The 26,655-nt window shown below is 74.6% G+C and carries 19 protein-coding genes; 8 read left to right on the top strand and 11 right to left on the bottom strand.

Features of this window, described 5'->3' with window-relative positions; genetic code table 11:
- Positions 1–327 precede the first annotated feature (327 nt).
- Positions 328–828: an ATP-binding protein gene (locus PUR61_RS33475; RefSeq protein ID WP_329883275.1), complete on the bottom strand. Its 501-nt coding sequence runs from the start codon at positions 826–828 to the stop codon at positions 328–330.
- A gap of 586 nt (positions 829–1,414) precedes the next feature.
- Between PUR61_RS33475 and PUR61_RS33470 the strand changes: the two genes are divergently transcribed.
- Together PUR61_RS33470 and PUR61_RS33465 are read left to right on the top strand one after the other, a co-directional pair.
- Positions 1,415–2,056: a sigma-70 family RNA polymerase sigma factor gene (locus PUR61_RS33470; protein ID WP_329883274.1), complete on the top strand. Its 642-nt coding sequence runs from the start codon at positions 1,415–1,417 to the stop codon at positions 2,054–2,056.
- Positions 2,053–3,255, top strand: coding sequence for a zf-HC2 domain-containing protein (locus PUR61_RS33465; RefSeq protein ID WP_329883273.1), 1,203 nt, complete (start codon positions 2,053–2,055; stop codon positions 3,253–3,255). Before PUR61_RS33470 ends, PUR61_RS33465 begins: the two co-directional genes overlap by 4 nt.
- Positions 3,256–3,307: 52 nt before the next feature.
- Here PUR61_RS33465 and purU read toward each other — a convergent pair whose 3' ends face one another.
- Together purU and PUR61_RS33455 are read right to left on the bottom strand one after the other, a co-directional pair.
- Entirely contained in the window at positions 3,308–4,174 is an 867-nt protein-coding gene (gene purU, locus PUR61_RS33460) for a formyltetrahydrofolate deformylase (RefSeq protein ID WP_329883272.1), read from the bottom strand.
- A 156-nt stretch (positions 4,175–4,330) separates the two neighbouring features.
- On the bottom strand, positions 4,331–4,846 hold the full coding sequence (locus tag PUR61_RS33455) for an SCO4402 family protein (RefSeq protein WP_329883271.1): 516 nt from the start codon (positions 4,844–4,846) through the stop codon (positions 4,331–4,333).
- A gap of 173 nt (positions 4,847–5,019) precedes the next feature.
- Between PUR61_RS33455 and PUR61_RS33450 the strand changes: the two genes are divergently transcribed.
- The gene (locus tag PUR61_RS33450) at positions 5,020–6,321 is read left to right on the top strand and encodes an ABC transporter substrate-binding protein (RefSeq protein WP_329883270.1); all 1,302 of its coding nucleotides are present in this window, start codon (positions 5,020–5,022) and stop codon (positions 6,319–6,321) included.
- A gap of 100 nt (positions 6,322–6,421) precedes the next feature.
- Here PUR61_RS33450 and PUR61_RS33445 read toward each other — a convergent pair whose 3' ends face one another.
- The gene (locus PUR61_RS33445) at positions 6,422–7,597 is read right to left on the bottom strand and encodes a hypothetical protein (protein WP_329883269.1); all 1,176 of its coding nucleotides are present in this window, start codon (positions 7,595–7,597) and stop codon (positions 6,422–6,424) included.
- A gap of 174 nt (positions 7,598–7,771) precedes the next feature.
- The gene (locus PUR61_RS33440; RefSeq protein ID WP_327679947.1) at positions 7,772–9,148 is read right to left on the bottom strand and encodes a transcriptional regulator; all 1,377 of its coding nucleotides are present in this window, start codon (positions 9,146–9,148) and stop codon (positions 7,772–7,774) included.
- Positions 9,149–9,465: 317 nt separating this feature from the next.
- On the opposite strand from PUR61_RS33440, the gene PUR61_RS33435 reads away from it, so the two are divergent.
- A complete protein-coding gene (locus PUR61_RS33435) occupies positions 9,466–10,173 on the top strand; it encodes a bifunctional DNA primase/polymerase (RefSeq protein WP_329883268.1) in 708 nt (235 codons plus the stop codon).
- Between the two features lie 499 nt (positions 10,174–10,672).
- Here PUR61_RS33435 and PUR61_RS33430 read toward each other — a convergent pair whose 3' ends face one another.
- Complete coding sequence (locus PUR61_RS33430; protein ID WP_329883267.1) at positions 10,673–11,365, bottom strand: metal-dependent transcriptional regulator; 693 nt, start codon at positions 11,363–11,365, stop codon at positions 10,673–10,675.
- Between the two features lie 220 nt (positions 11,366–11,585).
- Here PUR61_RS33430 and PUR61_RS33425 point away from each other — a divergent pair, with 220 nt between their 5' ends.
- The 3 genes from PUR61_RS33425 (at position 11,586) to PUR61_RS33415 (ending at position 14,542) form a co-directional block, all read left to right on the top strand.
- Positions 11,586–12,350 (top strand): SIS domain-containing protein, encoded by a 765-nt coding sequence (locus PUR61_RS33425; protein ID WP_329883266.1) that lies wholly within the window; start codon positions 11,586–11,588, stop codon positions 12,348–12,350.
- A gap of 229 nt (positions 12,351–12,579) precedes the next feature.
- Positions 12,580–13,524 carry a DUF4231 domain-containing protein gene (locus PUR61_RS33420; protein WP_329883265.1) on the top strand — a complete coding sequence of 315 codons (945 nt, stop codon included), beginning with the start codon at positions 12,580–12,582 and terminating at the stop codon, positions 13,522–13,524.
- 148 nt (positions 13,525–13,672) lie between these two features.
- Complete coding sequence (locus tag PUR61_RS33415; RefSeq protein WP_329883364.1) at positions 13,673–14,542, top strand: alpha/beta fold hydrolase; 870 nt, start codon at positions 13,673–13,675, stop codon at positions 14,540–14,542.
- 6 nt (positions 14,543–14,548) lie between these two features.
- On the opposite strand, the gene PUR61_RS33410 is transcribed toward PUR61_RS33415, so the two are convergent.
- From PUR61_RS33410 to PUR61_RS33400, 3 genes are all read right to left on the bottom strand, one after another.
- Positions 14,549–15,523, bottom strand: a complete 975-nt coding sequence (locus PUR61_RS33410; protein WP_329883264.1) for a 2-hydroxyacid dehydrogenase — start codon at positions 15,521–15,523, stop codon at positions 14,549–14,551.
- 133 nt (positions 15,524–15,656) lie between these two features.
- Entirely contained in the window at positions 15,657–19,649 is a 3,993-nt protein-coding gene (gene fxsT / locus PUR61_RS33405; protein WP_443035282.1) for an FxSxx-COOH system tetratricopeptide repeat protein, read from the bottom strand.
- Positions 19,646–21,037 carry a TIR-like protein FxsC gene (locus tag PUR61_RS33400; RefSeq protein WP_329883263.1) on the bottom strand — a complete coding sequence of 464 codons (1,392 nt, stop codon included), beginning with the start codon at positions 21,035–21,037 and terminating at the stop codon, positions 19,646–19,648. The genes fxsT and PUR61_RS33400 overlap by 4 nt, the downstream gene beginning before the upstream one ends.
- A gap of 620 nt (positions 21,038–21,657) precedes the next feature.
- On the opposite strand from PUR61_RS33400, the gene aspS reads away from it, so the two are divergent.
- Complete coding sequence (gene aspS, locus PUR61_RS33395) at positions 21,658–22,935, top strand: aspartate--tRNA(Asn) ligase (RefSeq protein ID WP_329883262.1); 1,278 nt, start codon at positions 21,658–21,660, stop codon at positions 22,933–22,935.
- 130 nt (positions 22,936–23,065) lie between these two features.
- Here the strand turns inward: aspS and PUR61_RS33390 are convergent, their stop codons facing one another.
- Positions 23,066–23,959: an aminoglycoside N(3)-acetyltransferase gene (locus PUR61_RS33390; RefSeq protein ID WP_329883261.1), complete on the bottom strand. Its 894-nt coding sequence runs from the start codon at positions 23,957–23,959 to the stop codon at positions 23,066–23,068.
- 222 nt (positions 23,960–24,181) lie between these two features.
- On the bottom strand, positions 24,182–26,635 hold the full coding sequence (locus PUR61_RS33385; RefSeq protein WP_329883260.1) for an FxsB family cyclophane-forming radical SAM/SPASM peptide maturase: 2,454 nt from the start codon (positions 26,633–26,635) through the stop codon (positions 24,182–24,184).
- Positions 26,636–26,655: the final 20 nt, after the last annotated feature.

The following is a 26,655-nucleotide window of genomic DNA, read 5'->3' as shown; positions in this document are numbered from 1 at the left end:
CACGGGCCCTGAACCCGCGCCGCACCCTCCGCACTCGCCAAGGAGCCAGCACACGACCGACAGACCGCGGCCCCCCTGCTGACGTGATCCCCCTGGACAGCAGCACCGCAGCGGCGTTCGGGTGTTCCCTCGGCGTCCCCTCGCAACGAAGAGCTGCACCCAAGCGTGATCAGTCGGATACGTCACGTCAATGGGTTGTCCGAAATTCGGAATGGTTGCGTCAGCTTTCGGCCCGACGATCACCGGGCCGCCGCACGCCCCGTTCGGACGCTCCGTCGGGGCTCCGCAGCCGTGCACGACGGCCGGGTGCCGGGTGAGCACCCGTCACTACTGGACCAGCGCGGCCCAGTCCACGGCGGCCAGCGGGTCCGTCGGCCGGGCGTCCGGGCTGATCTCGCACCAGACCCGCTTGCCGGCCCCGTCCGGGTACCAGCCCCAGCGGTCGCAGAGCAGCTCGACCAGCTCCAGGCCCCGGCCGTTGGTGGCGTCCACGTCCGGCCCGGCGTGCCGGGGGGCAGGGGCGGCCTGGCTGGCGTCGGCGACCTCGACCCGCAGCGGGCCGACCGTCGCCGCCTCACGCACCCCGGCGGCCGGTGCGGCCTCGGCCGGGCCCCCGCCGATCGGGAAGCAGAGCCTCAGCACGGCCGGACAGCCGGTGTGCACCACCGCGTTGGTCACCAGTTCGGAGACCACCAGCACGACCGTCTCGGCGATGGGCGCGTCCGGGTCGACGCCGTGGTTGAGCAGCCGTGAGCGCACCCACCGGCGGGCCCGGCCGACCTCGGCGGGGTCCGCCTGCACCGCCAGCTGTACCTGTAGAACCTGCACTGCTCCACCACCTGCACTCGCAGTTCGGCCATCGTCCCGGCCTGGCCTGATCACCCGGCCTGCCCGGGCACACACCGGGCCGCCCATCGGGTCGCCGTCCCCCGGGTCGGCAGCCGCCCGTCGGGCCGCCGCACGTCACACCCGGTACGACGCACCCGCGTCACCTCGTCCGTCGCGCACCGGCCGCGACACGAACACGCCTCAGGATGATTCGGCGGACCGGCCGCAGCAAGCGCTTCGGGCATATTCCAGCGATCGGGGGACAGCGCAGGGCATACTGTCCCGCTCACTCTGGCGAGCCTCGGACCGGCGATCGCTCGGCCCGGCCCGACCGGCCGGGGATGCAGTGGTGAACCTACCGCCGCCCGCCCCCGCCGCCGCTCCCGCCACTCGCGAACCACCCGTGCAACATATGTCCAGCCACCTTCGAACAGGCCCGGCGCGACGGCCGGATCGACGGCAGATCCCACGATCCGACCATCCGAAACCGGCTCCTCCGTTCTTCACCGAATCCCTCCACCTCCCGAACGGCGCGGGATACCGTGGGGCACGTCAGCGGTCCGCACGGCAGGAGGGGTGGTGACCGATGGCCACCACCGACGGCGCCCCTCGCCGGGACGAACAGCTCCAGCGGCGCCTGGCCCGCGGCGAGGAGACCGCCCTCGGCGAGCTGTACGACCAACTCGCGCCGATGGTCCACGGGTTGGCCGGCCGGATACTCGCCGACCAGACGGCCGCCGCCCAGCTCACGCGGGAGATATTCGCCCACGTCTGGGAGCACCCCGAGGCCTTCGACCCGGCCCGCGGCTCGCTCCGCTCCTGGCTCGGCGCACTCACCCACCGCCGCGCCGTGGACCGGCTGCGGGCCCGCCGCGCCGCCGAGGCCGGACCGGCCGCAGCCGGTGAGGACGGCGCCGCCGAGGAGGAGATCCGGACGGTGGCCACCGCCGCCCGCGTCCAGTACGTGGTCGCCTCCCTGCCGCAACCCCTGCGTGAGACCATCGCCGAGTCCTACTACGACGGCCGCACCTACCAGGAGACCGCCCACCGGCTCGGCATCAGCGAACAGACCGCCAAACAGCGGATGCGGCTCGGTCTGGAGCTCCTGGCCACCGAACTCGAAGAGGAACGCTCCCGCCACCGGCGCACCCCGGCGCCGGGGAACCATGGCGGCACGGACGGCCGGGACTGCGGCAACGGGCAGCGGAAGGAGGGCGGGGAGGCGTGACGATCGCCGACGACCGACACGAGGCCCTGCGCTCCCTGCTCGGTGCTTGGGCCCTCGGCGCCGTCCCGCACCGCGAGGCCGCCGAACTGGAAGAGCACCTGCGGGCCTGCCCGGGGTGCGCCGCGGAGGCGGCCCGGCTGCGCGAGGCGGCCGGCTGGCTCGGCGTGGAGGAGCCCCTCGACCAGCCCGGCCCGCTGCGCCAGCAGGTGCTCGACTGGTGCCTCGCCCGCCGCCCGGCCGACCTGCCCGTCCCGGGCTGGGGCGCGCCCTACACGGCCGAGACCGCCAAGCTCGACGCGCTGCTCCGCGACCTCGGCCCGGAGGAGTGGCAGGAGGTGGCCGAACTCCCCTGGCACGGCGGCACCGAGTACCTGCGGCCGGCCGAGGTGCTCTGCCACCTCGCCGCCGTGGACGGCTACCTGGCCGTCGCCCTCGGCCTGCCCGACCCCGTCCCGGGCGGCGTCGCACCGGCCGTCGCCCGGCGGGTGCCGCCGCAGGAGGCCGTCCCGCCGCTCCCCCGGGTGCCGCCGCAGGGCGTCCCGCGCTGGGCCGGGATCACCGAGCGGACCGCCCGGCTGACCGCCGAGCAGGCCGGGCAGCCGCCGCAGCGGGTGCGCGCCAGGTGGCGCCGGCACTGCCACGAGCTGGTCCGCTCCGCCGCGCTCGCCCCGCAGGGCAACACCCCGGTCGACTTCGGCTTCGCGACCGTCCCGCTGCGGGACGCCTTCGTCGACCGGGCCTTCGAGTGCTACGTGCACGGCGAGGACGTGGCCCGGGCGGTCGCCTACCCGTACGACCCGCCGGCCCCGCAGCACCTGCGGCAGATGATCGACCTGGCCGTCCGGATGCTGCCGTTCGCCCTGGCCGGGCAGCGCGCGGCCCGCCCCGAGCACGCCGGGGCGCCCGCGGGAGCGCCCGAGAGCCGGGCGGAGGGCCGGACCGGCGACGAGCGGACCGGACGACGGGTCAGGCTGGTGATCGACGGCCCGGCCGCCGGCGAGTGGCTGATACCGCTGGACGGACCGGAGTCCGGTCCGCCCGGGGGCGAGCCGGTGGCCGCCCTGGTGCTGGACGGGCTGGAGTTCTGCCAGCTGGCCGCCGCGCACCGCGACCCGGACCGGGTACCGGTCGGCGAGCACGGCGACCGGGCCGCGATCCGTGAGGTGCTGCGCGCGACGCCGCTGCTCTCGCGGCCCTGACCGCGAACGGCCCCGGCGGTACTGGACCGCCGGGGGCCGGTACCCCGGAGGATCAGGTGAAGACGACGGTGCGCGTCCCGTTCAGCAGCACCCGGCGCTCGCTGTGCCACTTCACCGCGCGGGCCAGCGCCTGGCACTCGACGTCCCGGCCGAGCGCGACCAGCTGGTCCGGGGTGACGTCGTGGGTCACCCGGGCCACCTCCTGCTCGATGATCGGGCCCTCGTCGAGGTCGGCGGTCACGTAGTGCGCCGTGGCGCCGATCAGCTTCACGCCCCGGGCGTGCGCCTGGTGGTACGGCTTGGCGCCCTTGAAGCTCGGCAGGAAGGAGTGGTGGATGTTGATCACCTTGCCGGAGAGCTCCGTGCAGAGGCGGTCCGAGAGCACCTGCATGTAGCGGGCGAGCACGACCAGTTCGACGTTCTCCTTGGCGACCAGGTCCAGCAGCTGCTGCTCGGCGTCGTCCTTGGTGTCCCGGGTGACCGGGATGTGGTGGAACGGGATGCCGTAGCCCTCGGTCAGGTCCTGGAAGTCGGTGTGGTTGGAGACCACCGCGGCGATCTCCACCGGCAGCGCGCCGATCCGGGTGCGGAACAGCAGGTCGTTGAGGCAGTGCCCGAACTTGCTGACCATCAGGACGATCCGGAGCCTGTCCTCGCTCGGGTGGATCTGCCAGTCCATCCCGAACGAGGCCCCGATCGCGGCGAAACTGGCCCGGAGCTTGTCGGCCGTCACCGGCTCGACGGCGGAGAAGTGCACCCGCATGAAGAACAGACCGCTGTCCCCGTCACCGAACTGCTGGCTGTCGATGATGTTGCACCCGGTCATGAAGAGGTAACTGGAGACCGCGTGGACGATGCCCTGCTTGTCGGGGCAGGACAGCGTGAGGACGTACTGGGCGCTGGCCGGCTGCTGTTCCACGGTGGTGGTGTCCCGTCCTGAGCTCGTGCGAGTGTGAATGGTCCAGCGTTTCACACTCCGGGACGGGCCCGGTCCGGCTGCCCGCACTCCAAGACGGGCCTGTGTGACGGGCCCCGGACCCGGCCCGACGGGGCGCGGATCGCTCCGGGGCGGGCCTCAGACCTGGGTCAGGATCCGCAGCACGTCCAGCGAACGCGGCGGGGCGTCCGGGTCGTCGCCGTCGCCGGCCGCGAGCCTGACGTGCGCCTCGCGGGCCGCCCGGACCGCCTCCGGCCAGTCCTGGTGCGCCAGGTACGCGGAGGTCGGGGCGTCCGCACCGACCTGGTGCAGGATCTGCACCACCCGCAGCACCGCCACGTCGACCAGCGCGGCCTCGGCGGAGTCCCGGAAGATCGTTCCGACGTACTTCTCGGCCGACCAGCGGTCCAGCCAGGTGTCCTCGACCAGCCGGTAGACGGCGTCGGTCACGTCGCCGTACCCCTCCCGGCCGGTCAGCCAGGTGTCCTGCTGGAACCCGGGGTCGGAAAGCATGTGGAGCGCCGAGCGGAGGCGGGCCCGCCAGCGCCACCAGGGCAGGTCGTTGAGCGACATGCCGCCCATCGTGCTGGAGCGGTGGCCCGGACGAGAAGGGTTTCGGGCAGACCGATACGAAGAATCTGTGCTGGCGGACATGAACGACGATCGTACGTTCCCCCACCGTTCGTCCTCCACTCCCGCTCTACACGCGTCCGTGCCCCGAGTTCTGCTGTCGTTTCCCGTCCGTTCGCTTTTCGGCCCTCTCGGCTTGCGGCGTCAAGGCTTGGCTGGTCCCCGTGCGCAGTACGGCGCCCAGGGAGGGAAGACCGATGACCGGCCGACGAGGCTCGTCCCAGGACATGCACCCGAACGCGGGACGGCGCCGCCGGCGCCCGATCGCTGCCGCCGCCACCACCGCGGCGCTGCTCCCAACCCTCTTCTCGGCCTCCGCGTGCGGCGGACCGGCCGACGCCGCCACCGGCAGCGGCGAACTCACCGTGATGACGTGGGCCCCGGCCGACACCGGCGCGGCCGACCGCCCCGGGATGACCGCCCTGGCCGAGGCGATCGGCCGGGACATCAACCTCAAGGGCGGCCTCCACGGCCGCCGGCTCCGTGTGATCACCTGCAACGAGCACAACAGCTCCGACGGCGCCAAGGCCTGCGCGCAGCAGGCGGTGGACGCCAAGGCGGTCGCGGTGATCGGCTCCTACAGCCAGTACGGCGACGACTTCATGCCCGCCCTGGAGCGGGCCGGCATCCCGCTGATCGGCGGCTACGGGCTCTCCCAGCCGGAGTTCAGCAGCCCGCTCTCCTACCCGGTGGGCGGCGGCATGCCGGCCCTGATCGGCGGCAGCGGCCGCCAGCTGGTGGAGGCCGGCTGCAAGGCGGTCGCCCTGATCCGTCCGGACACCCCGGCCGGTGACAACCTGCTCGGGTACCTGGGCAACGCACTCAAGCCGGCCGGGATCAAGCTGCTGGACGTCAAGGCGCCGGAGAAGTCCAACGACTACAGCCCGACCGTTCGCAAGGCGATCGGCACCGACCAGCCGGGCAACTGCGTCACCAGCGCGCTGGGCGCCGAGCCGACCGGCAACCTGCTCGACGCCTACCGCCGGGTCGGTGCGAAGAACACCCGGATCGCCTCGGTGATCGGGAGCGTGCAGCAGTCGGTGGTCAACTCCACCGGCGGCGACTCCGGCCCGCTGTCCGGCGCCTTCGTGACCGGCTGGTACCCGCCGGAGTCGGCCAAGGTCTGGGACGGCCTGCGCGCCGTGATCCAGGCCGACACCGCCAACGGCCGGACCATCGACGCCGCCGACCCCGGGGTGCAGACCACCTGGGTCGCCTACCAGGTGTTCAGGCAGATCGCCGAGCGGCTGAACGCGGCCGGCCGGCCGATCGGCAGCAAGGCCGTCTCCGCGCTGCTGGACAGCGGCGAGCAGATCGACGTCGGGCTCACCCCGCCGCTGAACTGGGGCACCACCAACATGCTGCCCAGCACCGAGTCCCCCCGGCTGGTGAACACCTGGGTCACCTACCAGGTGGTCAAGGGCGGCCAGATGACCCTGCAGCGGCCCGGCTTCGTGGACGTGCGCTGGGTCCTCACCGGGGGCAAGCCGCCGGCCTGACCCACGCCCGTCCCGGAGGGCCCGGACCGCCCGGTCCGGGCCCTCCGGCGTGCCCGGGCGCCGCGGGGCGGTCCGGCGGGGGCGGTCCGACGGGGGCGGCTCAGAGGTCGCCGTCGGTGCGGGTCGGCAGGCCGGTCTGACCGGCGACGGTGTTCCAGAGCCCGGCCGCCTGCTTCTTGGCGGTGGTGGCGGTGCCACTGGCCTGCACGGCGTTCTTGTAGTGCTGGTTGTCGGTCTTCCTGGGCTCGCAGCCGCCCTGCGCGTCCCCGGCCCAGGCCGCGTACTCGTCGTCGGCACCCGCCGAGGCCTGCCAGGCCGCGTTGAGCTGCTCGACCAACTGCTGACCACCGGGCAGCTTGTCCGTCTTCAGCGCGGCGAGCTTGGTCTGCAGCTCCCGCCGCTGGCCGGCGGCGGCCGTCAGCGCCTGCTGCGACTCGGGCAGCTTCTCGCACTTCTGCACCGAGCCGACCGCGCTCACCACCGCCTGGCGGCTGTCGTTGGCGGTGCCCAGCAGGTCGGAGAGCGCCTGCGCCTGGGCCTTGACCTCGGGGCTGACGGTGGCCGTCGACGGACCGGCGGTCGGGGTGGTGCCCGCGCTGCCGGCGGCGGCGCCGCCGGTGGCCACGGGGGTGGCCTTCGGCTCCTGGCCGGTCGGCTCGTCCTTGTCCATCAGCACGGCGACCAGGACGGCCGCCGCCAGGCAACCGGCCACCACCGCGCCGACGATCAGCTTGGTGGACGAACGCCCGCCACGGCCGCCGCCCGGGCCCCCCGGGGTCTCCTGGGTCGGGTGCTCCCGGTACTCCTGCCCCGGGTAGTCCTGCGCGGCCGGCGGGTAGCCCTGGTAGCCCGGCTCGGGCTGGTGCGGATACGCCTGCGCCGGCGGGGCGTAGCCGGGCCCGGCGGCCGGGTAGCCGCCCGGCGCCGGCGGGCCGCCGGTCGGGTACGGCGGCAGGTACTGCGTCGCCGGGGCCGGGTCGGGCTGCGGCGTGCCGGGGTAACCGGGCTGCGGCGCACCGCCCCAGGTGCCCGACTGCGCGGGGATGGCCTGGGTCGGCAACGCGCTGTCGCCGAGGTACTCGGGCTGCCCGGAGGGCCGGCCCGGCTGCGGGTGGCCCTGCGGGGGGCCGGCGAGCTGGCCCGGGGGCACCGGGGGTTGGCCCTGCGGCTGGCCCTGCTGGCCCTGTTGCTGCCCCTGCTGCTGGCCGGGCTCCGGGCGGAACAGGTCGTCCAGGTTGAAGTCACCCGAGTTGGGGTACGAGCGGCGCTGGCTCAACGCGATTCCTCACCTGTGCAGGACCGCGCGCTGACGGCGGACCACATCTCGTCGGTTCTTGGGAGCATCACAGTTCCTTGGACGTCGCGCCCACGCTACCGGTTCGACGAACCGGCCGACCACGTGGGCGGTCCGTCCCTCACCGACCCTGCACGCGCCCCGCCGACCTTCCGCTCAGGCGGCCTCCGCCTCGGCCCGGGCCTGGAACTCGCGGACCACCCGCTGCTCCCGGAACGGCTCCAACCTGCGCCGGAACTCGTCCAGGTACTCCACGCCCCGGTTGGACCGCAGCCCGCTCAGCAGCCGGACCGCCTGGGCCCCGGTCTCGCAGGCCCGTTCGACGTCCCGCTGCTGCAGCTGCGCCGTCGCCAGCAGGACCAGGTCCACCGCGCGGCGCCGGACCCGGGTCGGCGGGTGCAGGTCGAGCGCCCGGCGGGCGTAGTGCTCGGCCTGGCCGGCCTGTTCGAGGTCGCGGTGGCAGTGGGCCAGCTCGTCCGCGAGGTAGGCGTCGTCGAAGTGGACGATCCAGTCCGGGTCGTCCTCCGGGCGGCGCTTCTCCATCATCTCCAGCGCCTTGGCGGCCACCGCCTCGCAGGCCCGGGCGTCGCCGAGCAGGGCGTGCCCGCGCGCCTCCGCCGCGTAGAACATCGCCATCGCCGTCGGAGTGGCCACCGAACGGGCGCCCTCCTGGGCGGCGCGGGCGAGCTGGGCGATCTCCCGCGGGTTGCCGAGGGTCGCCGCCAGGTGGCTCATCGAGGCCGCCAGCACGTACCCGCCGTAGCCGCGGTCGTCGGCGGCCTGCGCCAGCCGCAGCGCCTGGATGTAGTAGCGCTGGGCCAGGCCGGGCTGGCCGGTGTCCACCGCCATGTAGCCCGCCAGCTCCGTCAACCGCGCGACCGCGGCGAAGAGTTGGCGTCCGGTCTCCTCGCGGTAGGCACCGCCGAGCAGGCCGGAGACCACGCTGTTGAGGTAGTGCACCACCACCGGGCGGACGTGGCCGCTGCCGAACCTGTGGTCCAGGTCGACCAGCATCGCGGTGGTCGCCTTGATGGCCGCGACGTCGGTCGGGCCGACCCGCGTGCCGCCGGTCCGCGCCACCACCGGGTCGGGCGGGGTGATCAGCCAGTCCCGGCTGGGCTCGACCAGGGCGGAGGCCGCCACCGTCGCCCCGGTCAGGAAGTCCCGGCGGCCGACGTCGCTGCGCCACAGCTCGCAGACCTGCTCCAGTGCGGCACCCAGCGTCGGCGCGAACTGCAACCCGATCCCGGAGCTGAGGTTCTTGCCGTCGGCCATGCCGATCTCCTCGACCGACACGCTCCGCCCCAGCTTGCGGCCGAGCGCCTCGGCGATCACCGCCGGCGCCTGCCCCCGCGGCTGCTGGCCGCGGAGCCAGCGCGCGACGGAGGTCTTGTCGTAGCGCAGGTCCAGGCCGTGTTCGGCACCGCAGAGGTTGACTCTCCGTGCCAGACCGGCGTTGGAGCAGCTGGCCTCCTGGATCAGCTGCTGCAGACGCTCGTTGGGCTGTCGTGCGACAAGTGGTCTCGCGGCCATTGGCTTCGCCTCCCCACACCCTCCGGTCCGGCCGGCGGGCGACGCTTTCTGCTGATCTCTGTTGCCGACTGTCCGACCGTCAAAGGAATCTGACATCAGGTTAGCGATCAGCAACGCCAGCGGGATACCCACGGTGACGATCCCCACCCCCCACGCGCCCGGGAATATGCTCCCGTGCGCCCCCACTGCGCCCACCTCGCCTCCCCCCGGCGCTCTTCCACACGGTTCGCCTCACCGGTTCGGGTGAATTGCCCCCGCCCGGCGGAACGTCCCGCACCGGACCGTAACCAGCCTCACGCACGGTAGTTGAGCAGCCCGTGGAAGACACCCCCGACTCCCCCGACCAGGGCGGCAACGCCGGACTGCCCCCGCTGCTCATCGAAGCCGTCGGCTACGCCGAGAACCGCCACTGGGAGGTCGCGCCGGGCGCCTGGCTGATCGACGGTGACGGCCCGGCCCGCTGCTCCTGCGCGGACCCGCGCTGCCCGCTGCCCGGCGCCCACCCGATCGACTCGGACTGGGCGCGCAAGGCGAGCGCCGGGCCGGGCGCGGTGCGGCGCTGGTGGACGGAGCGGCCGGAGGCGTCGATCCTGCTGCCCACCGGCCGGTCCTTCGACGTGCTGGACGTGCCGGAGGTGGCGGGCTGCCTGGCGCTGGCCCGGATGGAGCGGATGGGCCTCCAGCTCGGCCCGGTGGTCGTCGCCCCGGCCTCGTCGGGGCGGTACGGTCGGCGGCTGCACTTCCTGGTCCTGCCGGGCGTGGCGGCCAAGCTGCCGGAGATGCTCCGCAAGCTCGGCTGGCCGACCGGCCGGCTGGACCTGGTGGCCCGCGGCGAGGGGGACTGGACGGTCGCCCCGCCGTCCCGGGTCGGCCCGACCGGGTTCGCCCAGTGGGCCCGCTCGCCCTCCGCGCTGAACCGCTGGCTGCCGGACGCCGCCGAGCTGATCAGTCCGCTGGCGTACGCGTGCGGCCGCGAGGCGCCCTCGCTCCCGGACCGCTCGGCCCAGCCGGCGGCGGTGCGCTGAACCGACCGGCCGAGCCGCCCGCCGGTCGCCCCCGAACGGCCGCCCTACGCCTATCGGGTGAGGGCGCGCGATGCGCGAGACCCCGCGCGCGAGTGACGGGCCTTGTCTCCCACCGGAGACGGGGCCCGTCATACGCATGTCCGGATAAGGCTTCGGTGTACCCGCTGGTCACAGGCGAAAGCCCCTCGTACGAGTGACAACGCTCAAGGATTGCCATGATCGACCGAGGGGAGGAATCCACCTGTGAGGGGCCGCAGGACGGGGCGCTCGGACGGGGAAGCCGGGCGAGGCGGAGCGGGAGGGACGGAGGGGACGGGAGGGAGGCGGGGGCCGTGTCACCGGCCGGGTTCGGGGAGGCCGGTGGCACGGAGGGCAGGTGAGGGAGGGACCAGCAGGGCCCGGTGCTCGGGGAAAGCACCGGGCCCTGTCGGCCGTCCCGGACCGACCGGGACGGGGCCGACAGGGCCCGGGCTGACTCACGCCCCGTCGGGGCGCCCCGTCAGGGCTGCGCGACGAACACGTGCGCGGCGATCTCCTTGCCCAGCTCCGCGGCGTTCTCCCCGGAGCCCACGAGCACCCCGCCGACCCCGGCGGTGACCCGCACCGTGGAGCCCGGCCGGACCCCGGCCCGGCGCAGCGTGCGCATGAGGTCGCCGTCCATCTGGATCGGCTCGCCGATCCGGCGGACGATCACGCTGGCGCCGTCGTCCCCGGGCTTCACCGAGTCGAGCGGGACGAGCCCGGCGTCGAAGCCCTCGCCCTCGGCCTTGGCGTCGCCCAGCTCCTCCAGACCCGGGATCGGGTTGCCGTACGGGGACTGGGTGGGGTGGCCGAGCATGGCGAGCACCTTGCGCTCGACCGTCTCGCTCATCACGTGCTCCCAACGGCAGGCCTCCTCGTGCACCTGCTCCCACTCCAGTCCGATCACGTCGACCAGCAGGCACTCGGCGATGCGGTGCTTGCGCATCACCCGCACCGCGAGCCGTCGTCCCTCCTCGGTGAGTTCGAGGTGGCGGTCGCCCGCGACCTGGAGCAGTCCGTCGCGCTCCATCCGGCCGACCGTCTGGCTCACGGTGGGGCCGCTCTGCTCCAGGCGCTCGGCGATCCGGGCGCGCATCGGGGTGATGCCCTCCTCCTCCAGTTCCAGGATGGTGCGAAGGTACATCTCAGTGGTGTCGATCAGCCCAGACATCGCCGCTGGCTCCGTTCCTCGGTGTCCTCATCGCCAATTCTGACCTACCGGGCCGACGACCGGGCCCGCGCAAGGGTCCCGGGCGTGGGTTTCGTGGCTGTTGACAGCGGCCCCGGTGAGGCAGCACGGTGCTCGCCGTAGCTTTCTCCATCGGCGGCCCGGACCTCCGGAGCCGCCCCACCCGGCCGGCTCCCCCACCGGCAGAGAGCGAAGGCAGCAGATGAGCGAGCTGGTCGGCCGGTACTTCGACGCCGCGATCGCCCACCTCCAGCGGGTCCGGACGGAGGAGGCGGACACCATCGAGGCGGCTGCCGCCCTGCTGGCCGCGGCGATCTCCGAAGGACGCAGAATCTTCACCTTCGGCGCCGGCCACTCCTCGCTGGCGGCCCAGGACGTGGTCTACCGGGCCGGCGGGCTGGTTCCCATCAACCTCCTGGAGGTCCCCGGGATGGCCGGGGTGACGGTGATGCCCGCACCGCTCTCCAGCGCGCTGGAGCGGGTCTCCGGACTGGCCACCACCACCCTGGACCTGACCCCCGCCACCGCCGGCGACCTGCTCTTCGTGATCTCGCTCTCCGGCCGCCAGGTGATGCCGGTCGAACTGGCGCAGCACGCCCGCGGCCGGGGCCTGCGGGTGATCGGGCTCACCTCGCTCGCCTACCCCGGCGAGGTCCCCTCGGCGCACCCGTCGGGCACCTACCTGAAGGACCACTGCGACGTCGTCCTGGACAACAAGATCGCGGTGGGCGACGGCGAGCTGACCCACCCGGGCGCCGAGGCCACCTTCGGGCCGGTCTCCACCATCGTCACCAGCGCGCTGATGCAGGCCGTGGTCGCCTCGGCGGTGGGCCGGCTGGCCGACGCCGCGGCGGCCGGCGACGGCGCCGCCCCGCCGCTCTTCCGCTCCGGCAACGTGCCCGGCGGGACCGAGTGGAACGCCAAGCAGATGGCCGACAACACGGACCGGATCTTCTACACCTTCTGAGTCGGGGCTCCGGCGCTCGCGGGCCCGGGGGCGCGGGCCCGGCGCGGGCCCGGCGCGGGCCCGGGAGATGCGGCTCCCGGGCGCCGGCGCGGTCGCGGGAGCACCGATATACGGGACAAACTCCGGCGGTTTCCCGGCCAAAGCGGACGGGCCGGGGCCCGCGCAGGCGTACCGGCCCGGCCGCCGGGGCAGGACAGCGTGCGACCGGAGCGACGGGTGGGGGCCGAGCATGGCGTCGGGTGCGGGGCCGCTGGCCCGGGTGCAGGAGCGCGAGCTGCTGCCCGAACTGTTCTGGGCCGCCGACTCGGCCTCCCGGCAGGGGCAGCGGCGGGCCGTCCGGCTCTCCGCCTGGGAACTGGTGCTGCTGGTCGCCGCCGCCGCGGCCGGCTCCGCCGACGGCGGCCTCTGGGCCTGGCTCGCGGCCGCGGCCTACCTCGGGGCGATCTGCCTGGCCGTGGTGATCAGCCGGCAGAACCCGCAGGGCCTCTGGTACGAGGGCCGGGCCGCCGCCGAGTCGGTGAAGACCCTCGCCTGGAAGTTCGCCGTCCGGGCCGACGCCTTCCAGCCGCCGCCGCGCAGCCTGCCGGACGCCGAGGGCCTCTACGGCTTCCAGCTGGGCCGGGTGCTGAACGCCTTCCGGGACAGCCGCGCGGTCGGCCCCGGCCTGGGCACCCGGCCCGCCGACACCCAGATCACCGAGGCGATGCGCGGGCTGCGGGACCAGCCGCTGGCGGTCCGCCGGGACGTCTACCTGCGCGAGCGGATACGGGTCCAGCACGACTGGTACCGGTCCAAGGCGCGGTACTGCGCCCGGGCCGGGTTCTGGGCCGGTGTGCTCGGTGTGGTGCTGCCGCTGCTCGGCCTGGTGCTGGCGGCGCTGCGGGCGATGGGCGAGTTCTCCTACGACGCGCTCGGTACCGTCTCCGCCGTCGCCGCCTCGGTCGCCGCCTGGGCGCAGCTGCGCCAGTACCGGCCGCTGGCCGCCGCGTACGGCCTGGCCGCCCACGAGCTGGAGCTGATCAGCAACCAGCTCGCCCGGCTGGACGTGGGTTCGGCCGACGCCGAGGAGCTCTGGGCCCGGCTCGCCCGCGACGCCGAGGACGCCGTCTCCCGCGAGCACACCACCTGGCAGGCCCGCCGCGAGGTCCGCGGCACGACCGACCGGGACCACTGAACGGGCGGTCGACCGGGCCCGGCGCCCGGACCGACCCGCCGGGGCCGCCCGGGGATCAACCCACCTGATCCGGTCCGGCCCGCCGACCGGGGCCGCCGGCCGACCGGCCGGACCCCGAGAGCCGAGGAGGTCGTGCGTGGCGCTACGGATGGTCAAGGCGGCGGACGGCCGCGCACTCGCGGTCGAGACCCACGGCGACCCGCGCGGCCGCCCGGTCTTCCTGCTGCACGGCATGCCCGGCAGCCGGGTCGGCCCGCACCCTCGCAGCACCGTGCTGTACCGGCTCGGCGTCCGGCTGGTCTCCTTCGACCGGCCCGGGTACGGCGACTCCACCCGGCTGCCCGGCCGCCGGGTGGCCGCCGCGGCCGTGGACGTCCGGACCATCGCCGACGATCTCGGTATCGACGCCTTCGCGGTGCTCGGCCGTTCCGGCGGCGGTCCGCACGCGCTGGCCTGCGCGGCGCTGCTGCCGGAGCGGGTCACCCGGGCCGCCGTCCTGGTCGGCCTGGCCCCCCGCGACGCCGCCGGTCTGGACTGGTACGGCGGGATGACGCCGTCCAACGTCCGGGCGTACCGGGAGGCCGAGCGCGGGCACGACCGGATCGCCGCCGGCATGCTCTTCCGCTCGCAGCAGATCCGGGCCGACCCGGTCAGCCTGCTCAAGGGGCTGCGGCCCGAACTGCCGGCCACCGACCGGGAGGTGGTGGCCGACACCGGGTTGCGGCGGATGCTGCAGAGCAACTACCGGGAGGCGTTCCGGCACGGCGCCGACGGCTGGATCGACGACGTGCTGGCCTTCACCGCCGGCTGGGGCTTCCAGGTCGGGGACATCGGGGTGCCGACCTGGCTCTGGCACGGCGCCGACGACCAGTTCTCCCCCGTCGACCACTCCCGCTGGCTGGCCGACCACATCCCCGGCTCCGAGCTGTTCCTGGAACCCGGTGCCGCCCACTTCGGCGCGTTCCGGGTGATGGCCACGGCTCTCAACTGGGCCGCGGGCCCGGCTTCCGGCGGGTGACCGGCGTCACCGGGGGGTGACCGGCGCGACCGGCGTCACCGGGGGGTCGCCGGCCAGGACGGCGAGGACGTTGTCGACCGCGAGGCCGCCCATGGCCTGCCGGGTGCGGACGGTGGCGCTGCCGAGGTGCGGCGCGAGCACGGCCCGGTCCTGGGCGAGCAGCGCGGCGGGGACGGCCGGCTCCTTCTCGAAGTTGTCGACGGCGGCGGCGAACAGCGCGCCGGACTCCAGGGCGGCGGCGAGCGCCTCCTCGTCGACGACTCCGGCGGTCATCGACACCACCACCGCGCCGGGCGGCAGCAGGGCGAGCCTGCGGGCGTCCAGCAGGTGCCGGGTGGCGTCGCCGAGCGGGCAGGTGACCACCAGCACGGTGGAGGCGGCGAGCAGGTCGTCCAGCGGCAGCCAGTCGGCGCCCTCGGCCTGCTCGGGCGGCAGCGGGTGGCGGTTGTGGTAGCTGACGGGCATGTCGAACGCGCGGGCCCGGCGGGCCACCGCCCGGCCGATCCGGCCCATGCCGAGGATGCCCAGCGGGGTGCCGGCGAGTTCCAGGCCGAGCAGGAAGGTGGGGGCCCAGGCCCACGGCCGGCCGGAGCGCAGCAGGCGCTCGCCCTCGCCGAGCCGGCGGGTGGCGGACAGCAGCAGCGCCCACGCCATGTCGGCGGTGGCGGCGGTGAGCACGCCGGGGGTGTTGGTCACCAGGACCCCGCGGTCGGCGCAGGCGGCGAGGTCGATGTTGTGGTGGCCGACCGCGTGGTTGGCCACCACCCGGAGGCCGGGGCCGGCCGCGTCGAGGAGTTCGGCGTCGACCACGTCGTCGAGGGTGGTGATCACGGCCGTCCGGCCGCGGACGGCGGCCAGCAGTTCGGCGCGCGGCAGCGGCAGTTCGGAGTCGTGCACGGTGGCCGCGTGGTGCGCGGTGAGCCGTTCGACGACGCCGGGGGCGAGACGGCGGGTGACCAGGACCGGAGGCTGCTCGTTCATCAGGCCCGAAGCATACGCGGCGGGCCGGAGCGCACCGCGGACGGCCGACGCCGGCGACCGGCCTCCGCGAGGGCCGGCCCCGGCGGTGTGCGGCCCGGCGGTGTGCGGCCGACCCGCACACCGCCCGGGCCGGTCACACCGGCTGCGGTTCGAGGTCGCGGTTGATCCGCTTCCAGCCCCGGGCCGCGACGGTGTTGGGGTGCTCCTCGCCGAACTGGCGGATCAGCTCGGCGATCGCCCGGGCCCGGTGTTCGGCGGCCGGGGTGTGCCGGCCGGCCACCCGCAGGGTGACGGCCAGGTTGGCCTCGCAGGCCACCGCGTCGGGGTGGCGCGCCGAGTAGCGGCGGCAGAGGCCCTCGTACGCGGCGCGGCCGAGCTCCTCGGCGAGGTCGGTCCGGCCGTCGTCGCCGTGGGCGTTGGCCAGGTTGATCATCGCGATCAGGGTGTACGGGTGGTCCGGCCCCACCGAGCGGGTGAGGCCGTCCACGGTGGCCAGGCCGCGGGCGATCGCCCCGGGCACGTCGCCGCTGCCGCGCAGGTAGATGCCGAGGTTGTTCGCGCAGGCCAGGGAGAACGGGTGCTCGTCGCCGAACAGTCGGCGGTGGCCCTCGTAGACGGTGGCGCACAGGTCGCGGGCGGTCTCCTTGTCGCCGGACGCGCTGTGGTCGGCGGCCAGGTTGAGCGCGCAGGCCAGCGCGTCCGGGGCGTCGGCGCCGTACCGCTCCAGGTAGCGCTCGTAGGTCTCCTTGGTGATCCGGCGGGCCTCGGCCAGCTGTCCGATCCGGCGCAGGGAGACGGCCAGGGACTTGGCGTTGCGCAGGTTCTCCGGAAGGTCCGGGTCGAGGACGCCGCCGAGGTCGTTGGTGACTTCCTGGAGGAGTTCCACCGAGCCCTGGTAGTCGCCGAGTTCCCGCAGGTCGCGGGCGAGGTTGGACTTGGTGGAGAGGGTGTACGGGTGGCGCGGCCCGAGCACCGCGGTGCGCCGGTCGAGGGTCTCCTGGTCGAGTTCGCGGGCGGCTTCGCTGTCCCCGACGAGGCGGTAGTCGATGGCGAGGTTGTTCGCCATCGAGAGCGTGCGCGGGTTGTCGTCGCCGAACAACTCGCGGAACTGGTCCAGGATTTCGCGGTCGAGGTCGAGGGCGGCCTGGAACCGGCCGAGGGCCCGGCGGTCGGCGCCGAGGGAGCCCGCCGTCATCAGGGTGTAGGGGTGGTGCTCGCCGAGCAGGGCCCGCTGGCGCTCCAGGGTCGATTCGTCCAGGGCCAGGGCCTCGGCGTAGTTGCCCTGCGAGCGCAGGACGTTGGCGAGCTGGAAGCGGAGCAGCAGGGTCTGGCGGTCGTTCTCGCCGAGCTTGCGGGTCCACTCGTCGTCGAGGGCGTGGCCGAGGTCGCGGGCGCGGTCGAGCTCGCCGCGCTTCCACAGGTAGCGGACGCGGTCGATGAGGAGCTGGCGGGTGTCGGCCTCGTCGCAGTTGTGGGCCTTGGAGGGCGACAGGTGGGGCCAGATCTCGTCGAACGCGGGCCAGTTGGCCGGGTCGTCGGTGTCGCCGAGGGAGGGCCGGGCGCCGGTGAGGATGCGGTGCACCTCGTGGACGGCGACCTCCTGCTCGTCGTCGGTCATCTCGGCACGGATGACGGCCTGGACGAGGCGGTGCACCTGGAAGCTGTTGGTGCCGGCGTCGACCTTGGCGAGCGCGTACCGGCCGATCGCCTGGATCACCTTGCCGAGCATGAACTTGTCGCTCAGGTCCGCGTCGTACTGGACGAGCGCACGGATCATCTGGTCGCTGTAGAAGAGGTTCATGGAGATCGGCTCGGGCGCGAAGAACGCGCAGAGCTGGAGCAGCCGGACGGCGGCCGGGGACTGCTCGCGGAGCCGGGCGATGGAGACGTTCCAGGTGGCGCCGACGGGGGTGGGGTAGTCGGCGGGGCGGGTGCCCGCGAGGGCGCGGGCCGCTTCGGCCTGGAGCTGGGCGACGTAGGTGTCGACCGGGGTGCCGGTGGTGTCGAGCCAGGCGGCGGCGACCTCGACGGCGAGCGGCAGGTCGCCGACCGCCTCGGCGACGCGGTCGGCGTCGGGGCGGGAGAGGCCGCGGGCGCGGCGGCAGAGGTGTTCGACGCTCTCGCCGCGGGTGAAGACGTCCACTTCCAGGGCCTCGGCGTGGCCGGACCAGGCCTGGTTGCGGGAGGTGACCAGGATGTGGCCGGAGCCGCCGGGGAAGAAGCGGCGGATCTCGGTGGGTTCGTCGGCGTTGTCGAAGATCAGCAGCCAGCGCGAGGTGGGCACCCCGCGGCGCAGCGCCTCGCGGGCGGCTTCGGCGGCTTCGGTGACGGAGTCGCCGACGCGCAGGCCGAGTCGGCGGGCGAGGTCGGCGAGGGCGGGGGCGACGAGTTCGGTCTGTTCGGCGTCGATCCACCAGACCAGGTCGTAGTCGGACATGAAGCGGTGTGCGTACTCCAGGGCGACCTGGGTCTTTCCGACGCCGCCGAGCCCGTAGAGGGTCTGTGGGGTGGGCAGGACGGCCGCCATGCCGCCGCGCAGCTGGTTGCGGAGCTGCTCCAGGACGGCGGAGCGCCCGGTGAAGGAGGGGTTGCGGGGCGGGACGTCCCAGACCTGGGGCTTGCTGCCGGGGAACCGGGGGCCGCCGGCCGGGGCCTCGGCGAGGGCGACGTCGCCGCGGCCGAGCGCGCGGAGCAGGGTCTGTACGGACTGCGCCTCGTCGCGCCCGACGAGGTCGACGGGGTTGCGGTTGGAGAACGGCGCGGTGAGCCGGACGTCGCCGACCCGGACCGGGACCAGCTGACGGCGGGTGCCGGACGGGTCGGAGCTGACCACCGACTCCCAGAGCGCGCGGGCCTGCGGCGAGCGCTGGTAGGCGGGCGAGAGGACGGCGACCGTCCGGTGGGCGGCGTCGATGCCGCGCTCGGTGTCCTGGCGCGGTTCGGCGCCGGCGCTGAGGTCGCGGGGCAGCACCCGGAAGCCGGCCCGGGTGAGCACCGACTCGATCCAGTCCGCCCACATCCGGTCCTCGGGGACGTACGAGAGGTAGAGGTCGGCCGGGACGGACGGGCGGCGCCGGGTGAAGGCGTCCACGTACCGGAGGCGGATCTCCTCGTCGACGGCCGGCAGCGAGCGGACCCGGCTCTCGGTGATCGCCGAGGTGAGCCGCTCGCAGGCGGCCAGCATGGAGGTCTGGGCGCCGCCCTGGTCGCCGAAGGTGGCGAGGATCTCCTCGTAGGCGTAGAACGGCCGGTAGGGGATCTCCACCGAGCCCCAGTAGTGGGCGAGTTCGTCGCCGTCGAGGCCGGCGGGGAGGCCGTCGAAGCGGATCCGGGCGAGCGCCCGGCCGGCGTCGGCCTTCTCCTTCTCGCCCTCGTCGATCCGCATCGGCACCGGCAGGATGCGGATGCCGCGCTCGCGGTAGCGGTCGTGGATGTGCTGGGCGATCCGCGAGGCGCCGTCGATGGACTGGTCGCTGAGGGTGAAGCAGACGACCAGGTCGTCGGGCATCTGGACGGTGCAGATCTCGGCGATGTCGGAGAGGCCGGTCCGGGAGTCGATCAGCACGTAGTCGTAGTGCTTGCTCATGTCGGCGCGCAGGGCGTCGAAGAACTGCCCGCCGTCGAAACGGTCGTAGAAGATGTCCCAGTCGAGGTGGGTGACGGCCTCGGAGTAGTCCCGGTTGAACTGGCCGGCGGAGAGGAAGTCCAGGCTGCCGCCGGGCGGGAAGAGCGGCCAGGAGAGCGAGAGCGCGTGCGGGTGCACCCGGGCGAAGTCCAGGTGCCAGCCCTCGGCGTGCTCGACGGGGCGCAGCGCCTCCTCCCGGTACTCGGCGATCAGGTCCATCATCCCGGTGGTGCCGGCGAGGGCGGCCTGGTCGAGGAAGGGGTGGAAGAACTTGGCCAGGCCCGGCGCCTCCAGGTCCCAGTCCACGGTGAGCACGCGGAAGCCGTTGGCGGCCAGGATCCAGGCGGTGTTGGCGAGCGCCATGGTGCGGCCGGTGCCGCCCTTGTACGAGTAGAACGTGATGATCCGGCCGTGCCGGTCGCGCTCCGCCTCGCGCTGGGCGGCGAGCGCCTCGGCGGTGAGCCCTCCGATGCGGAGGTTCCTGGTGCGGTCCTCGCTCATGTGGTTCCTCCCCCGGGCGTCCCGTCGTCCGGGCGGTCGCCTCTCTGGCGTGCTGGGTGGTCGTCGTCACCGAAGGGCTCGTCCGGTTCGAAGGGGTCCCCGCCGTACCGGTCCGGGCCGGCCCGTCCGCCCTGCGGCCGGAACGCGCCGCGCAGACTCGGGCGGGGGGTCGGTGGCTCGTCCGGTTCGGTCCTCGTCCGGCCCTCGAAGGCGTACTTGGCCTTCATCGCGGCTCTGGGCAGCGCGTCGTCGAACTCCTCCAGGCTGGCCAGCCCGGGGGTACCGCCGAGCACGCCGAGGAAGCTGGGGCGCGCCGCCCGGTGGGTCAACCGCAGGACCTGGTCGGCGAGGTCGGCCATGTCGCGGTGGTGTTCGACGCAGTCGGGGTCGTCCGCGTTCCAGGGTTCCAGCACGCTCACCCAGGCCGAGTCCGACCGGTCGAACCGCCGGACCAGCTCGCGGCGCTGCTCGTCGCAGAGGGCCCAGCGGTCGAGCAGCAGCAGTCCGGGGGCGGTGGGCTCGCCGCCCCCGAGCAGCGCCTCGGCCTCCTCGTCGAACTCGTGCACGGTCGGCTGGAACCCCAGCTGCCGGGCCAGGCGCACCGCGTGCTCGGCGAGCGGGCGGTTGGCGACCGGCCGGTAGGGGTGCCAGTCGGTGCGGCGGGTGCCGTAGTAGTCCGGGTTGCGGTCGGCCGGCACCTCGCTCCGGTGGTACGAGAGGACGGAGATCCGCAAGCGTTTGGTCGGCGCGGCGACGTCGAAGGCGCTCGGCTGGGCGTTGAAGTCGAGCGGTCGCCCGACCGGGATGACCGTCTCCTCCGCCACCTCGACGATCCGCGCGGCCAGCCGGTGCACGGCCAGCTCGTACGCGGAACGGAAGTAGCTGAGCTTCATCAGGGCGTACAGGCCCTCGGTGGCGTAGTCGGGGCCGAAGCTGGCGTGGTTGAACTGGAGTTCACCGGCCACCTTGGGCAGCTTGTAGCGGCTCATCGGCGCCCAGAGGACCGGGACGATGCCGCTGGTCCGCTCGGCGTCGATGGTCGCCGGGTAGACCGGGCGGCGGGTGAAGGAGTGCCACTCCTGGCCGCACGGGATGCTGTTGAAGTAGCGCGGCGAGTAGAGCGGCACGAACACCCGGCAGGCGGCCAGCTCCTCGGAGAGCCGTTCGGCCCACAGCTCGCCCTGGTGCATGGACTCGTCCATGAAGCCGACCGGCACGCCGGCGGGCACGGCCGTGAGCTGGAGCACCGCCTCGCAGAGGTCCCGGTAGAGCTGGCGGACCCAGTGGTTGGGGTCGCCGGCGCCGCGCGCGCCCGCCTTCGGGGTGTGCGCGTAACTGAGGAAGAAGTACGGCCGGGCCGCGTCCTCGTCCCAGCCATGGTCGTTCACACGCGCCTCCCCCTGGCCCCCCGGCAACCGCTACCCCTCGCGTCCCCGTTCGCGGGGCTTCAGTGTAGGAACGACCCGGGGGGCATGGGAATAGCACGAAGGGCCACCCGGATTGACATGACCGAAACGACCGGGGGCGCACGGTCGCACGCACGCGCGGGCGGCCGGAGCACTTCGGCGGCGTCCGGTGACCCCGGACAACCCCCGCCCACCCCCGGCGACCCCGACGGCCCCGACGACCCCGGCGACGCGCCACGCTGCCCGGAGGCGCGCCGCGATGCCCGGGAGGCCGTCGGCGCCGGGGAAACGCCGTGCCGGGGAAACACGTTGCCGGGGGCGGCCGACCCGACCTACCCTCGACGGAACACGTGGACGGAGACGAGTACCCCCGGGTCACCGTGGGCCGAGAGAGCCGCCGGCAGCTGGGAAGGCGGCCTCACGCCCCGGAGGGAAGACACTCCTGAGTGCGGGGAGGCAATGCCCCGTCGGCCGGCCCCCGTCACCGGGCCAGAACGAGGCCGGCGCCCTCCGGGGTGCCGGCGAAAGTGCGGTGGCACCGCGAGTTGCCCCTTCTCGCCCGCACTCCGAAGGGATCACGGCAACGCCCCTGGAGGGCTGCGATGATCCACCCGACGACCCGCGTCCTGGCTGCGGAACTACCCGGCCGCGTAGGCGAATCCGTCGAAGTCAGCGGCTGGCTGCACCGCCGCCGCGGGCTCAAGTCCGTCACCTTCCTCGTCCTCCGGGACCGCTCCGGTCTCGCCCAGGTCGTGACCGCCGGGAACGGCGCCGACTACCCGGAGGAGACCGTCCTGCGCATTCGGGGGACGGTCACCGTCAACTCCCAGGCGCCCGACGGGGTCGAACTCACCTCGCCGGAGATCGAGGTCCTGTCCAGCCTCGCCGAACCCCCGCCGTTCAGCCTGTTCCGGCCGACGGTGCCGGCCACGCTGCCGGTCGTCCTGGACCACGCGCCGGTGGCCCTGCGGCACCCGCGGCTCAGCGCCGTCCACCGGATCTCGGCCGCCTCGGTGGCCGGCTTCCGGTCGACGCTGGACGGCCTCGGCTTCACCGAGATCCAGACCCCGAAGGTGGTCGCCTCGGCCACCGAGTCCGGGGCGAACGTCTTCGCCCTGGACTGGTTCGGCGAGCGGGCCTACCTCGCGCAGTCCCCGCAGTTCTTCAAACAGACCATGGTCGGGGTCTTCGAACGGGTCTACGAGACCGGTCCCGTCTTCCGGGCCGAACCGCACGACACCGCCCGCCACCTGGCCCAGTACACCAGCCTGGACGCCGAGCTGGGCTTCATCGCCGACCACCGCGAGGTGATGGCCGTCGTCCGCGAGGCCGTCGCCGGGATGGTCGCCGCCGTGGCCTCGCGTGCCGCCGGGGCGGTCGGCGCACTGGCGGTGGACCTCCCGGAGGTCCCTGCGGAGATCCCGCAGATCCACTTCGCGGAGGCCATGCGCATGCTGGGCGCCGACGAACCGGACCTCTCCCCCGCCCACGAGCGCGAGCTCGGCGCGTGGGCGCTGCGCGAGCACGGCAGCGAGTTCCTGTTCGTGGTGGGCTACCCGATGCGCAAGCGCCCGTTCTACACCCACCCGGAGCCGGGACGGCCCGCGTACTCCAACAGCTTCGACCTGGTGTTCCGGGGCCTGGAGCTCGTCACCGGCGGGCAGCGCCTGCACCGGCACGAGGACTACCTCGCCGCCCTCGCGGCCCGCGGCGAGTCCCCGGAGCCGTACGCGGGCTACCTCAGCGCCTTCGCCCACGGGATGCCGCCGCACGGGGGGTTCGCCCTCGGCCTCGAACGGTGGACCGCCCGGCTCACCCGGTCCGACAACATCCGGTACAGCACCCTCTTCCCGCGCGACCTGCACCGCCTGTCGCCCTGACGCCTCGCCGGCCTGTCCGCTCCGGGCGCTCCGGGCGCGGTCGGTGGCCTCCTCGGTGGCGCGTCCGGTGGCTGCCCTCCGGTGGCGCGCTCGGTGGCTGCCCGGGAATCCCCGGCGGGTGCCACCCCGCCTACCGGCCGCGGAGTTCCCGGAGCGCTTCGACCGCGAGGTCGACGGCCTCGCGCACCGGGACCAGCCGGCAATCCGCGCCGCCGATCCGGCGCTCCGTCAGCCCCGTGGCACGGGAGAGCACTTCGGCCCCCAGCTCCGCGAAGTGGAGGTCGTCCAGGTCGGGCGCGGTGAAGGTGACCCAGCCGTCGGGGCCGGAACAGCGGTACTCGCGCAGCCGGACGCCGGGCATCTGCAGATCGGCCAGGTGGAAGGCGGTGAAGCGGGACATCGGGACACCCATCATCAGCACCCGGGCGTCCAGCTCGTACAGCCGGCCGAGCGGGGAGTCCGGCCCGAGGTGGGAGGTGAGGTCGTGGCGGCGGACGATCTCCTCGGCCCGGGCGCCCAGCGCGGCGAAGGAGGTCTGCGGGTGGGCGCTGCGGCGGGCGCCCGGCCGGGTCCGGATCTCCTCGGAGAGCGCGCCCACGGTCGGCGAGCAGGGCGTGGTGGCCGGGTCGAAGCGCGGCATCCGGGCCCGGTGCGCGGCAGCCTCGGCCTCGGTGAGTCCGGCCACGGCGGCCAGGTGCAGGCGGGAGGTCGAGGAGTTCTCCGGGGTCGCGGTGTAGGCGACGAGGGTGCCGTGCGACGGTCCGCCGAGGGCGTCCAGCAGGGCGTCGGTGACGGTCGCGGCGCCGCCGTCGACCGGGCCGAGGGCCCGCAGCGAGGCCTGTACGAGCAGGACGCCGCCCGGCCGGACCCCGAGCGCGGCGAACCGGCGGGCGAGCCGGTCGCGGGTCGGCGGCGGCGCGTCGGCCGGCGCCGCGCGACCGGCGGTCACGGCGTGCGGGGGTGAGGCGGTCGCGGGGGCGGTCACGGGGGCGGAGGCGACGGCGACGCGGGTCTCGGTGGTCATGGCATGTCCCGGGGGTGACGGCCACGGACGGGGGATCCGCGGCCAGGGTAGTGGGCGGGGGCGCGGCTGGGAACGGGGCACCGGCGCCCGGCGTCCGGGCCCCGGCGTGCGCCGGGCGTCCGACGGGCCGGGCACCGGGCGGGCCGGGCGTCGGACGTCGGGCGTCGGGCGTCGGCACCCGGCGGGCCGGGCCCCGGGCCCCGCCGGGTACCGACCCGGCGGTCAGCCCGCCACCGTCGGCGAGCGGTCCCGGCGGGCCCGGTCGGCGGCCTCCTCGGCTGCCCGCGGCAGCGGGACGGCCGACCAGGGGCCGACGGTCGCCCCCATGCCCTCGGCGAAGCGCAGGCCGAGGGCGGTCAGCGAGCCGGAGCCGGCCAGCCGCTCCACCGCCTCGGCGGTGTACCGGCGCCACAGCGCGAACTGGGCCCGGACGTGGTCGGCGGCCGAACCGGGCAGACCGTCGTGGGCCCGGACCCTCGTCCCCCAGTACGCCGTCACCGCCAGATGGGCGTAGGTGCCCTGGAACAGCCCCTCCAACGGGCGCGGGTCGGGCCGCCAGGGAGCGTCGTACAGCCCCGTGTCGGCCGGGTCGTAGAGGTCTGCCCGGTCGAGCACCGCACCCAGCTTGACGTGCTGGAACTCGTGCGCCAGCAGGAGCGCGAGGGTGGGCGCGGTCGCCGGGCGGGCGATCCCGACCGCGCCGAAGGCCTGCCGGGCGGCGGCACTGACGTCCCTGCCGGGCGGGCCCGGACGCAACGGGGTGACGGTGGTCAGGCCGACCCGCAGGCCGACGGCGTACTCGGGGAGGTCGCGGTCCAGCAGTTCGACGGCCTCCCGCAACGCCCAGCTCCAGGACGTGAGTTCGGGATCGTCCAACCGGGCGGAGACCGGCCACTGGTGGCTGTCCCGCTGCGGGTCGACGTCCTCCAGGGCGAGCGTCCAACCACCGGCCAGCGCGACCCGGCGGACCGGCCGCCAGCGCGGGTCCCCCTCACCGGGGCGGGCGGACGAACCGTCGTCGGCGCGGACGGCGAACCCCCGCGCCCCGCCGGTGACCACCGCTTCGCGGGCCCCCGCACCGAGGTCCAGCCGGCCGAGCGTGGGCAGGTGCAGCGCGCCGTCCCGGAGCGGGACGGAGACGGCGTCCCCGCGCCCGGCCCGGACCGCGGCGGCGGCGGCCAGCCCGGCCAGCGGCCCGAGCCCGGCGGCCGGGTCGCCGCCCAGCCGCCGGGCGGCCCACGCGCGGGCGTAGGGGTGGGCGAGCACCGCGTCCACCGCGGCGGGCGCGGCCGAGTCGAGCTCGGCGAGCAGCTCCCAGGCGGCCGAGCGGGCCAGCCCGGAGGTGCTCCGCACGGCGGCCAGCATCGCGCGTGTGATGGCGAGTTGGGAACGGTTCAGGGCGCGGACGGTGTCCGCTCCGCCGTGGCCGCGGGCCAGCTCGTCGAGCTGCGCCCCGGTGAGCCCGGCCGGCACCTCCGGCGCGCCGGCCTGCACCGGCAGGGCCGCGGGGACGGTGGCGCCGGGACCGCCAGGACGGTCGGGACCACCCGGACGGTCGGGGCCGTCGGACCGGTCGGCGATGCCGTTGATCAGGTTCATGAGGTCCCCGCAGTAGACGGACGGGTGGTCGAAGCTGCCGCCGCCGTACCGGTGTGCGTACAGACCACCCCCGCAGGAACGGACCACCGGACAGGCCCGGCAGGTCGCGCCGAGTCCGGCCAGGCCGGTCTGCCGGGCAGCCATCCCGGGGTGGAGGGCGACCTCGTCGAGGCTGTGGGTGAAGACGTCCAACCCGGTGGCGGGGGCTCCGTCGTACGCGGTCTTCAGGCTGTCGGCCTGCTCGAAGGTGCCGTCGGTCTCCAGGACCACCAGGGCGGAGGGTTCCAGACCGAGCGACTCGGTGAGGCTGGAGAGTCCGTGCCGGGTGCGGTGGACGGAGTCGAAGGTCCGGACGGCGAACGGGCGGCCGTCCGCCTCCCAGTGGTCGTAGACGGTGAGCAGCCAGTCCGCGTACGGGGCCGGACCACGTCCGGCGGGGCGCTTCGGCGGCTGCTCCCAGGTGGCGTGCGGGAGCAGGAAGTCGACGGCCGGGGGTTCGAGTTCGGCGAGCGCCCGGTAGACGGCGACCGGGTCGTTCTCGACGTCGACGGTGCAGAGCAGGCCGGCGTAGAGGTGCCGGTACTCGGGTCGGCGGAGGAGCGCCACCGCGCGGAGCACCTGCGGGTGGCTGGAGCGGCCGTCGGCGTAGCGCCGGTGGCGGTCGTTGGCGGCACGGTCGCCGTCCAGCGAGATCCCGACCCTGACGTCCAGTTCGGCGAAGAGGTCGCAGAAGGCGGGGCTCAGGAGCACACCGTTGGTGTGGATCCGCAGGTCGAGGGAACAGCCGGGCGGCAGGGCCGCCCGGAACTCCTCGGCGGCGCGCCGCAGCCGTTCCGGGCCGGCCAGCAGGGGTTCCCCCCCGTGCAGGACGACCCGGACGGACGGCAGCCGATGCGTGGCCGCGTGCTCGCCGACACGTTCGGCGGCCCTGGCCAGGACGGCGTCGGCGACGGTCTTCGGCCTGGACCGCCAGCTGGTGTCAGCGTGCTCGTAGACGTAGCAGTGGTCGCAGGCGAGATCGCACCGACTGTGGACCTTCACCACGAACTGCGTGAAAGGCAGCGGATTGCGCGTCATGGCCATTCGGGTTCAGCTCG

It is taken from the genome of Streptomyces sp. BE20, assembly GCF_036322525.1.
Classification (GTDB): Bacteria; Actinomycetota; Actinomycetes; order Streptomycetales; family Streptomycetaceae; genus Kitasatospora.
This window is presented reverse-complemented; position numbering and strand designations above follow the sequence as displayed.